Origin of the sequence: Pontibacter sp. FD36, assembly GCF_015686655.1 — a bacterium.
Taxonomy (GTDB): Bacteria; Bacteroidota; Bacteroidia; order Cytophagales; family Hymenobacteraceae; genus Pontibacter.
On record NZ_JADPMP010000013.1, the window covers coordinates 37,151 to 46,882 of the forward strand.

General features: G+C 52.3%; 12 protein-coding genes. 8 read left to right on the forward strand and 4 right to left on the reverse strand.

Annotated features, from left to right (window positions below; all coding sequences use genetic code 11):
- Positions 1-44: 44 nt before the first annotated feature.
- The 4 genes from dapA (at position 45) to I0P70_RS17920 (ending at position 2,963) form a co-directional block, all read left to right on the forward strand.
- Complete coding sequence (dapA, locus tag I0P70_RS17905) at positions 45-914, forward strand: 4-hydroxy-tetrahydrodipicolinate synthase (RefSeq protein WP_196120533.1); 870 nt, start codon at positions 45-47, stop codon at positions 912-914.
- 123 nt (positions 915-1,037) lie between these two features.
- Positions 1,038-1,931, forward strand: a complete 894-nt coding sequence (locus I0P70_RS17910; protein WP_196120534.1) for a hypothetical protein — start codon at positions 1,038-1,040, stop codon at positions 1,929-1,931.
- A 48-nt stretch (positions 1,932-1,979) separates the two neighbouring features.
- Complete coding sequence (locus I0P70_RS17915) at positions 1,980-2,483, forward strand: hypothetical protein (RefSeq protein ID WP_196120535.1); 504 nt, start codon at positions 1,980-1,982, stop codon at positions 2,481-2,483.
- A gap of 9 nt (positions 2,484-2,492) precedes the next feature.
- On the forward strand, positions 2,493-2,963 hold the full coding sequence (locus tag I0P70_RS17920; RefSeq protein WP_196120536.1) for a DUF421 domain-containing protein: 471 nt from the start codon (positions 2,493-2,495) through the stop codon (positions 2,961-2,963).
- 48 nt (positions 2,964-3,011) lie between these two features.
- On the opposite strand, the gene I0P70_RS17925 is transcribed toward I0P70_RS17920, so the two are convergent.
- The 3 genes from I0P70_RS17925 to I0P70_RS17935 all read right to left on the reverse strand — a co-directional run bounded on the left by I0P70_RS17925 (position 3,012) and on the right by I0P70_RS17935 (position 5,041).
- Positions 3,012-3,557: an SRPBCC family protein gene (locus I0P70_RS17925; RefSeq protein ID WP_196120537.1), complete on the reverse strand. Its 546-nt coding sequence runs from the start codon at positions 3,555-3,557 to the stop codon at positions 3,012-3,014.
- A 203-nt stretch (positions 3,558-3,760) separates the two neighbouring features.
- On the reverse strand, positions 3,761-4,291 hold the full coding sequence (locus I0P70_RS17930; protein WP_196120538.1) for a hypothetical protein: 531 nt from the start codon (positions 4,289-4,291) through the stop codon (positions 3,761-3,763).
- Between the two features lie 66 nt (positions 4,292-4,357).
- Positions 4,358-5,041, reverse strand: coding sequence for a hypothetical protein (locus tag I0P70_RS17935; protein ID WP_196120539.1), 684 nt, complete (start codon positions 5,039-5,041; stop codon positions 4,358-4,360).
- Positions 5,042-5,170: 129 nt separating this feature from the next.
- On the opposite strand from I0P70_RS17935, the gene I0P70_RS17940 reads away from it, so the two are divergent.
- From I0P70_RS17940 to I0P70_RS17955, 4 genes are all read left to right on the forward strand, one after another.
- On the forward strand, positions 5,171-5,833 hold the full coding sequence (locus I0P70_RS17940) for a hypothetical protein (protein ID WP_196120540.1): 663 nt from the start codon (positions 5,171-5,173) through the stop codon (positions 5,831-5,833).
- Between the two features lie 63 nt (positions 5,834-5,896).
- The gene (locus I0P70_RS17945; protein ID WP_196120541.1) at positions 5,897-6,142 is read left to right on the forward strand and encodes a hypothetical protein; all 246 of its coding nucleotides are present in this window, start codon (positions 5,897-5,899) and stop codon (positions 6,140-6,142) included.
- Between the two features lie 175 nt (positions 6,143-6,317).
- Positions 6,318-7,697, forward strand: a complete 1,380-nt coding sequence (locus I0P70_RS17950; protein ID WP_196120542.1) for an NAD(P)/FAD-dependent oxidoreductase — start codon at positions 6,318-6,320, stop codon at positions 7,695-7,697.
- Between the two features lie 15 nt (positions 7,698-7,712).
- A complete protein-coding gene (locus I0P70_RS17955; protein WP_230392282.1) occupies positions 7,713-9,068 on the forward strand; it encodes a 4Fe-4S binding protein in 1,356 nt (451 codons plus the stop codon).
- A 275-nt stretch (positions 9,069-9,343) separates the two neighbouring features.
- Here I0P70_RS17955 and I0P70_RS17960 read toward each other — a convergent pair whose 3' ends face one another.
- On the reverse strand, positions 9,344-9,514 hold the full coding sequence (locus I0P70_RS17960; RefSeq protein WP_230392283.1) for a hypothetical protein: 171 nt from the start codon (positions 9,512-9,514) through the stop codon (positions 9,344-9,346).
- Positions 9,515-9,732: the final 218 nt, after the last annotated feature.

The following is a 9,732-nucleotide window of genomic DNA, read 5'->3' on the forward strand; positions in this document are numbered from 1 at the left end:
AATCCGCTGGATAGTTCGAACTTCGTGCTTTAGAAAAACAGCGCATGATACAAGATAAATTAAAAGGAACGGGTGTTGCTCTTGTAACCCCTTTTGCCAGCAACATGGCCGTAGACTTCGACGGCCTACGCCAGTTGATTGATTTTACCATTGACGGTGGAGTGGAGTACCTCGTAGTAAACGGAACTACAGGTGAATCGGTAACCACCACAACTGAGGAGAAAGCTGAGATTCTGGCTTTCGTGAAGAAGCATGTGAACGGTCGTGTACCGCTGGTATACGGTCTGGGCGGCAACAACACACAGCACGTACTCGACACAATTCAGAAAACAGATCTGGAAGGTATAGCCGCCGTGCTTTCGGTGAGTCCTTACTACAACAAGCCATCGCAGCAAGGCATCATCCAGCACTATACACAGATCGCCGATGCCTGCCCGGTGCCGGTTATCCTGTACAACGTACCGGGTCGCACGGGCAGCAACATTGCCCCTGACACGACCGTACGTCTGGCAACTCACCAAAACATCATTGGTATCAAAGAAGCATCCGGCAACCTGGAACAGTGCATGCACATTGCCAAGCACAAGCCAGAAGATTTCCTGTTGATCAGCGGCGATGACATGCTGACCCTACCGATGATCGCCTTCGGTGCCTTGGGTGTAATCTCCGTGCTGGCCAATGCCTTCCCTGAGAAGTTCAGCAACATGATCCGCCTGGGCTTGTCAAATAAATTCAAAGAGGCGTCTGACCTGCTATTCGACTTCGTGGACATCAATCCAATGATGTATGAAGAAGGTAACCCGGTGGGCGTGAAAGCCCTGCTGGAGCGCTTTGGCGTATGCGGCGGAGCCGTGCGTTTGCCACTGGTGGAGGCTTCTGCTGGTCTGAAAGACAGACTCTACAAGAACCTTTAGGCGCAGGATTAAGGTATAGCATACAGAACGGGAAGGTTGGCAGCAGTCAGCCTTCCTGTTTTTTGTTTGCCCGAAAGATATTTTCGCTATATTCGTTTTCTTCCATTCTAATTCCTTACCACAATGCGTATACCTGCGATCCTGTTTTTAGCACTGAGCATGGTGGCCTGCAACAATTCCCCGGACCAGTCGCAGGCCAACCGGACGGATCATACGCACCTCCTCGAAACGGATACCAGTCTGGTACAGGCACCTGACTCAGCCAAACTGCCCGCCGATGACGAATTGCAGCACTATACCCCTGACACAACCGATCTGAGTCCCGAGCCCAAAACCGCTGCTAAGATCATGATCGAAGGGCGCTTCCATAAGCACGAGGTATGGCAGGGCGCGGAGCAGAAACCCTGGATGGCCTTGGTGCAGGATGACAGCGTTTTCAGGCTGCAGCCCAGCGGTATGCAGGTCACTACTTTTTTTGATCCGGTCTACGACAAGGGCCGGCAGGTACGCTCAGGGCGTGAAGTGCGGGGCGAGCACCCGAACACACTCCTTTTCGTAACAGGTATAGCCAAACTACAGGCCAGTGAAGTGGACACAGTAGGCTACCCGGATCAAGTGATTCTGCCGAATACTGCCATCGACCTCGGGTACAAAGGCAAGACCTATACCTTGGCAGCCAGCGGTGACAGCATCCAGCAGGAAGGCTCAGAGTCTTACTCGGTCCGGAACTACAGGTGGACAGTGACGGGTACTAAAAGCGGACGTAAGATCACGCAGGAGTTGGCCTCTGACGAGAATTTCGAGAGTGCCATTTACGTCCTCCTCTGGGTAGGCGACTTAGACCGCGATGGCATACCGGATTTACTGGCCGATCTATCCAACCATTTCAACACCTCCAAGGTCACCCTCTTCCTGTCTTCGCTCGCCGAAAAAGGGAAACTTTATAAGAAAGTAGCTGACTTCAAAACAGAAGCTTACCCCGAGATTGCACCTCCTGACAGTGTAGCAAAACCATAAATCTGCCTAAGCGTTATATACCTGCGAAAGCAAACGCAAGGTATAGCCGTGAGAAAACATAGAGGCGAACTCGACATTGACGAGGATATTCAACTGGAAAGCACCAACTGGAAAGTTCAGCGGGTAGCATGGGTTGTGATGGCCATTTTTGTACTGGCTGCCTTGCTCGGTTTTACCGGCGATGGTGGCATCGGCAATCTACAAAGCTTAAAGGCTGGCGACAGTGCTGAAGGACTCGAAGTAGAATATGAACGCTTTATCAGACGCAGTGCCCCTGCCGAAATAAAAGTGAAGCTGCATGCTTCTACCAGTGACTCTCTCACAGACTTACACCTCAGCAAAGACTTTTACGAGCACCTCAAAATAGACAAGGTGGTGCCTGAACCCGCCGAAGTCTATACCACCGAGCAGGGCATTACCTACCGCTTTGCTACGGCCAGGCAACCATTTTCTGTTACCTTCTACCTGACACCCAAAGGAATGGGCTCGCTGCCTCTGCACTTCTCCACAGCCGAAAAACAGGTAGCTATCACACAGTTCATTCACCCCTAATCCGACCCTATGGAAACCGTTATCAGAGGATTGATCCTGTATGTTTTCCTGATGCTCATTTTCAGGATAAGCGGTAAAAGAACCTTGTACGAAGCCACTGTCTTTGATTTTGTGCTCCTCCTGATCATAGCCGAAACTGCGGAGCAGGCGCTCGTTGGCGAAGACCACTCCTTGATGAACAGCTTCGTGTTGATTATCACGCTCCTGCTCACCGACATCAGCCTTTCGCTTCTGAAACAGAAATATAAGGGGTTCGGAAATGTACTGGATGGGGTGCCGGTGATCCTCCTCGATGACGGCAAACTGCTGCACGAACGGCTGAAAAAAGTGCGGGTGGACGAGGCTGACATCATGGAGTCGGCACGAGCGCTGCGGGGACTGGAGCGGCTCGACCAGATCAAGTATGCTATCCTGGAAAAGGACGGTAAGATCACCATCATTCCTAAAGAACAGGAACAGAAGGAAATAGAAAAGGTATAGCATTTTCAGGCTATACCTTGGGCTTATGGTCTTACAGCAATGCTTGCATTATTTATCGCTCAGCACATACCTGGCTTCCACTTCTTTCTTGATGTTTTCGAGTCCGTCTTCAAACTCCTCTCCCACTGTGCTGTCGATCAGCAGACCTGAGAACTTACGAACAGGGTTGTCACCCATGTATTTATCAAAGTGCCAGGTGAGTTTTGTGCCTTCCTCTGTCTCCTCTAGTACAAAAGTGCTATGCGCTCTATCATCTTCTTCAAATTCGAGGTTGGTAACCAGTCGGCTGGGCGGTTCCGCCGCTACGATTGTCACAATGCCCTGTCCAATACCCCGTCGCTGGCTAGTCCAATTGTAGCGTGCCCCTATTGGTGGGCCGGCGTAGCTAAGCGACTTACCGGTGTCAATATGATGTCCAGGAAGCCAGTTAGGCCAATTCCGTAAGTCACTGAGCTGCTCATAAGCCACATCGGCAGGCGCATTGATGATGATGTCACGCTGCAAATGGATCTGGCGAGGCAGACTGATGGAGATCACGCCTAGTATGGCGATTAAAGTAACGGCTCCTAGCAGGAAAGACTTTAACACATGCATATAAGTGAGTGGTAAACGTAAAATTTTATCAATCCAAAGAAATTAAATACAATTTCAAAAATATCATAGAAAATGAAAAAAACCACAGCTGTTACGCTGTGGCCTTTCTCAGATGGAAATTCAATACTAATGTATAGTCACTTATACGCAATGGTGAAAAAAAGTATACAATATAGTATGGGCATTTTTAAAACCTCTGTACGCTAGTATCTTCCACTCCTGTCAGGGGAGCCATAGTGGTCATCGCCGAAGTCCCTGAACTCGTCTGCGTTTCCATAAGAGGCATCGTGACGGAAGCCATGGTTGCCGCGGCTGTCGAAGTCACGGTACAGGTCGCCTTCCTCCGGATTGTCGTAGTTCGGGTTGTAGCCTGAGTTGTAACGGTAGCGGGTCCGCTCAAATCGATCCGGGTCAGCAAACCTCGGGTTGCCCCTGCTGATGCGGTCCAGGTCGTTCTCTGAACCATACGGAAGTCCATACTCATCATGCCGTGGCACACCGGTATAGTTGCTGGTATCATACATGGTGTTGTAGTAGTCCGCCATGTTGCCACGGTAGTTGCCTTCAAACCTGTCTCGCTCTTCGTGCCGTGCACGATACTGACGCCCAGATCCTTCGTCTTCCGGTCTTTGGTCCCAGTCGCGTTGCTCCCTACGGTACTGCTGTTGGCGCGGATGTTCCTCCTGGTATTGGCGGCTGAAGTCGCCATAATTCTGATCTCTATAGTCTCTCATGTTTTTACTTTTTTAAAATGACAGCCGCAGGGGAGAATGTCCCCTGCGGCTGTTTGATTTTACATATTAATGACGATTGTGCCGGTCTTCGGAGCGGCGCTGGCGGTCGTTCTGTCCCCAGCGGTCCATGTTGCTGTAATAGCTATCTTCGCCAAAGTGATCGCGGCCCTCCGTATGGTTGCGGCCTGCAAAGCCTCCGCTGTAGTCGTTGTCGTAGGCCGGGTTGTTCATCTCGTAACGGCGGTATGACTCGTAGTCACCCATAGAGGAGTGTCCTTGGAAGCCCTGATCGCCGCGTCTTCTCTGACGGCTTATATCATGCCCGAAGGACTCATCATATCGGCCGGAACGTGTCCACGAGTTGCCCTGCCGGCGCATGTCATCATAGTCGCGGTCGCTGTAGTCGGCCTGCGGGTCATAGTGTCGGCCTGAGTTATAGTCGTCGTTGGGTACATAGCTCATGCCGTAGGGGTTATCCTGCCCTCTGCGGTTGCGTGAGGTAAAATCCTCTCCGCTGTACTGTGCACCGCCCGGCTGAAATCGACCCTGACGCGAACCGTACTCATGATCTATGTTGGTGTTGAAAGTTCTTGTATCATAGTAATCGTCTTCTTGCTCACCATACCCGCTGTTAAAGTGCGAGTCCACGGTGTAATTGCCGCGGTCTGAGTTCTCGCCGTGGTGATGGCCGTGCGCCCAGCGTGGCTCCATGTTACGATTGTCGCGGTTTTCTTCTCTGTTGTTTCTCATAGCATTGTGGTTTTAATACATACATTATTGCTACTGTTTACGGGCACGCCCCTGCTTTGGGTTAAGGACGCTGCGTAAACTCCCAACCCAAATGTGCGTTTATAGAGGGTGTACCAATCAAGATAAAAAATGGACAGATATAATAACTGGCAGGACCGCCGGGATAAAAACAGACGCGACAATAACCGAAACGACGAATCGCAGTACAGAGGCGCTTACCGCCTGGATGAAGACAGTCACTACAGCACCTACAACCGCTCTGGTCAGGGCGGCAGAGACCGCGATCGTTACAGCGAAGACCAGGGGGGCGACTACATATACCGTCGCAGCCGCAACCTACAGGACAACGACGACTATACCCAGCGCCAGTACCAGCAGAGCTACCGCGGCGGCGGCTCCCGCCAGGGATCGTACAGCGACTTTGGTGGCCGCTATGGAGGCAGCGCAGGTATGCGCGACAACCGCTCAGGTTACAACGACCCCAGGAGCAGCGAGCGCAGCGGCCGACAGCAATACGGGGACCATTACGTCAACCGTACTTCCGGCAATTTCGACGGCGATTACCGTCCTGACAATTACCCGCATCGCCGCGACGAGAACTACGGGAACATGGCCGGCTCGCTGAGCTTTGGCTATGACGGCGACCGCAACTCCGACCCGGACTACAACCGCCGCTATAACCCCATGACCGGCGAAATGCGCGAACGTCAGCGTGACTACGAACAACGACAGCCACGCCGCTATGGCCCGCCTGACCGCACCGGCTCTAACCCCGATTATGACCGCTACTAAGGTATAGGCATAACCTTGGGACCAATTCAGAGTAAAACTTAATATAACTAAAACAGATTGAAGATGAACGCAGATAAGAATAAAGACCGGAACAGAGACCAAAATATAAGCAAAATAAATGAGGGCAACAAAGTGCCTAATATTCACCCAACAGCCAAGAAGGATCCGTCAGAGCAGATTCCACGCTCAGAGGAGAGCGATCAGGCAGGTCGCGCCATGGGCAATGAGCCACGCAGCGGCGGCCGTCAGGGTGGCAAAAGCGTAGAAGACGGCGGTCAGGATGTCGGCAGTAGCGCCGGAAGCCGCTAATTCGAGGTAATTTCATAGAAGGAAGGCCGGGAATGTCCCGGCCTTCCTTTTTTTTATGCCTGTCCTAATTTCGTATCTTTGGCTATACCTGCCCTGCCGCAGTAATGTATCACAGGTATAGCCAGTCATTTCAGGTATACCAGGTATAGCCGCCAGAGAGGTCCAGAATTTTTACATGAACCAGATCAAAGCACAGGAACACTTAGTTATCATCGGTAACGGCATTGCAGGCGTCACCCTGGCGCAGCGTGTGCGGCAGCGGAGCGACTGCCGCATTACCATTGTGTCGGCGGAGTCGCAGCTACACTTTTCGCGCACTGCGCTGATGTACGTGTACATGGGCCACATGCGCTTCCAGGATATTGTGCCTTACGCTGACTGGTACTGGCAGGAGCAGAAAATAGAGCTGGTGCACGACTATGTGGAGCGGGTAGAAACAAGTGACAAAAAGCTCGTGCTACGCGAAGGCCCTCCCCTGCACTACGACAAACTGGTACTGGCCACGGGCTCCAGCGCCGCTTATTACGATTGGCCCGGCCAAACCCTGAAAGGCGTACAAGGCCTCGTGTCGCTACAGGACCTGGAACTGATGGAAGCGAACACGGCAGGTATACAGCAGGCTGTGATCATAGGCGGAGGATTGATTGGGGTGGAGATGGCCGAGATGCTTCGTAGCCGGGGTATAGCCGTCACCATGCTAATACGGGATAAACTGTATTGGCACAATGTGCTGCCCGAAGAAGAGGCCCGGCTTGTGACCGACCACATCCGGCAGCACGGCATTGAGCTGTTGCTGCAGGAAGAACTGCAGGAAATCCTGGCTGATGACGCTGGCCGGGTACGCGCTATACACACGCGCAGCGGCAAAGAGCTGCCCTGCCAGTTTGTAGGCATCACCACAGGAGTGAAACCGAATGTCGAATTCCTTAAAGGCGCAGGTATAGAGATAGAAAAGGGTATACTGGTGAACGAGTTTTTTGAAACGAGCCAACCCGATGTATACGCTCTCAGCGACTGCGCTCAGTTCCGCAATCCCGCTCCGGGCCAGCCGATGATGGAGCAGCTCTGGTACACGGCCCGCCTGCATGCCGAGGCGCTGGCCTCCACCCTGCTCGGCGACCGAAAGCCTTACCAGCGCGGACCGTGGTTCAACTCCGCCAAGTTTTTTGATATTGAATACCAGACCTACGGCTTTGTGCCTGCACGTTTTACAGAGCAGCAGGAGTCGCTGTACTGGCAGAACGAGGAGGCAACCAAGGCCATCCGACTACTCTACGACAAGAAGACTGCCAAGCTCCTGGGTATAAACCTGCTTGGCGTCCGCTATCGCCATGACCTCTGCCACCACTGGCTGCAGCAGGGCTATACCTTGCACGATGTGATGCAGGAACTGCCTGCGGTGAACTTCGATCCTGAGTTTTTCCAACGTTACGAAGAGGAGCTCTTAAGCCAGTACTATACCCGTTTCCCAGACCGTCAGCCACCGGTCAAACACAGCAACTGGTGGGAACTGCGAAAGCGCTTCGGGCTGTTTTCTGACTCTACTTCCTGTTAATTACTGATACTACAGATGCCTACTGCCGTCATTTCCCCTACTGCCACTACCCCTCCCACCACCTCACAGAATGTGGTGAAAATGGTGGGGCTCGTACTCATCAGCATCGGTCTGCTGGGTATACTGGTAGCTGCTGTGGGAGCTGATTACCTCTCTCCTGTTTTTACCGGATTGGGAGGCACAGCAGTCTTCACTGTGGGCGCTCTACTTTACATCTGGCAAAGCCGACGACGCAAGTCACCTGCCGAGCAAAACCACGGACTCTGGCAACAGGAGGCCACATCACGTGGGGCTTCGGCCTGGGTCATCGGCTTTGTGCTTACTGGTTTTTATGTGCTGCTCTACTGGTTCCCGGACACCCTGCAAGGCCTTATTCAAGCAATGGAGCCCCTAAGCCAGTGGCTGCGCAACCGTCCCAGCGACCAGTGGTTTCTGTACGGCACTTTTTATACCCTGGCCGTGCTGATCATGGGGGTATACGCCCTGCTCAAGTACCGCAACAGCCGCTACCACATCATCCGGACTATTTCGGTGATGTTCTTTCAGCTGGGTTTTGCATTTCTGCTGCCGGGCCTGCTCCTGATGCTCAACCAGCCGGAGTACTACTTCAGCTATTTCTGGCCGCTCAAGTATGACTACCTCTTCCCGAGCACCATCGAATACCTGGTGCGGGACGGTGCCGCTTTGGGCGTGTTTATGATTTTCTGGGGAGCGGTGTTTTCCTTTCTGGCCACACCCGTGCTCACCTACTTCTATGGCAAGCGCTGGTACTGCTCCTGGGTGTGCGGCTGCGGCGGACTGGCCGAAACCGCTGGCGACCCTTACCGACATCTCTCCGACAAAAGCCGCAAGGCCTGGCGCTGGGAAGTAGCCATCATCTACCCGATTCTGGGCTTTGTCATTCTCACCACGCTTTTCCTTTGGGTCAACTCCTGGAGCGAGGGTCGGTTGCTCGGTGACCTTTCCGGCGGCTTTGCCCAGACATACGGGTTCTTTATCGGGGCTATGTTTTCGGGCGTGATCGGTGTGGGCTTTTATCCGCTGATGGGCAACCGGGTGTGGTGCCGCTTCGGATGTCCGATGGCCGCTTACCTGGGGCTGCTCCAAAAGTACTTCTCCCGCTTCCGCATCACCACCAATGGCGGACAGTGCATCTCATGCGGCAACTGCTCCACTTATTGCGAAATGGGTATTGATGTGCGCTGGTATGCGCAGCAGGGCGAGCCGATCATCCGGGCGGCTTGTGTGGGCTGTGGCATCTGCGCGCATGTTTGTCCGCGGGGTGTGCTAAAACTTGAGAATGGCCCGCGGGAAGGACGCTATGCCGGTACTCCACTGATCAGCCGCGACGAGCTGCGGATTCTGGATTAGAGCTGTGCGGCAAATACAGTATCTTATTCTGATGAAGGTTATGCTAAAAAAATCCTGAACCTCTGCTTGCTTCAACTGGCAGTAAGTCGCGCAACAACCTCAATATTTATCAGAATGAAACGACGTTTCCCTTCATGGGAAAATGCCTGTACAGCCAGGGGCAAAGCATTAGCTATACTCACCATTAGCCATAAACGCATCGCGGGCACCTGCTTTTGACAAGTGCCCGCGATGCGTTTAAGAAAACAGGTTAGCCGAGGCTATACCTGTGGATACTACTGCAATTCTTCCTGCTCCATATACTCCCACATGGCATCTTCACTGGCTCCGATCTTAGCAGCGTAAAGCAGCATTGTGGTATACACGGCGATCAACAGAAAACTGAGGGGAATGGAAAATACAAAAGATACAACAAGCGTCTTCACCGGATCAGGCTTTGTTTTCATTTTGGTAGATGCATACCAAAAAAAACAGATGTTGAAGATGCCGGCGAGCGCAATAAAATTGATGATATCTAACATTGGCTAAAAGTTAAACGTTTTTGCTGATTCTTCCCAAGAAGCATGCCATTCGGATTATAAATCCCAAAAGCATACACTTTAGTTCAAATCAATGCTTGTGTATTTTGTATAGTAAAGAATTACGTATGCGTTTTCTACTTAAA

Bases quoted from the DNA above. Each gene is read 5' to 3' on its own strand.
- I0P70_RS17920 (WP_196120536.1), top strand. From the start codon at position 2,493: ATGGAAACCGTTATCAGAGGATTGATCCTGTATGTTTTCCTGATGCTC.
- I0P70_RS17960 (WP_230392283.1), bottom strand. From the start codon at position 9,514: ATGAAAACAAAGCCTGATCCGGTGAAGACGCTTGTTGTATCTTTTGTA.
- I0P70_RS17925 (WP_196120537.1), bottom strand. From the start codon at position 3,557: ATGCATGTGTTAAAGTCTTTCCTGCTAGGAGCCGTTACTTTAATCGCC.
- I0P70_RS17910 (WP_196120534.1), top strand. From the start codon at position 1,038: ATGCGTATACCTGCGATCCTGTTTTTAGCACTGAGCATGGTGGCCTGC.
- I0P70_RS17940 (WP_196120540.1), top strand. From the start codon at position 5,171: ATGGACAGATATAATAACTGGCAGGACCGCCGGGATAAAAACAGACGC.
- dapA (WP_196120533.1), top strand. From the start codon at position 45: ATGATACAAGATAAATTAAAAGGAACGGGTGTTGCTCTTGTAACCCCT.
- I0P70_RS17950 (WP_196120542.1), top strand. From the start codon at position 6,318: ATGAACCAGATCAAAGCACAGGAACACTTAGTTATCATCGGTAACGGC.
- I0P70_RS17955 (WP_230392282.1), top strand. From the start codon at position 7,713: ATGCCTACTGCCGTCATTTCCCCTACTGCCACTACCCCTCCCACCACC.
- I0P70_RS17945 (WP_196120541.1), top strand. From the start codon at position 5,897: ATGAACGCAGATAAGAATAAAGACCGGAACAGAGACCAAAATATAAGC.
- I0P70_RS17930 (WP_196120538.1), bottom strand. From the start codon at position 4,291: ATGAGAGACTATAGAGATCAGAATTATGGCGACTTCAGCCGCCAATAC.
- I0P70_RS17935 (WP_196120539.1), bottom strand. From the start codon at position 5,041: ATGAGAAACAACAGAGAAGAAAACCGCGACAATCGTAACATGGAGCCA.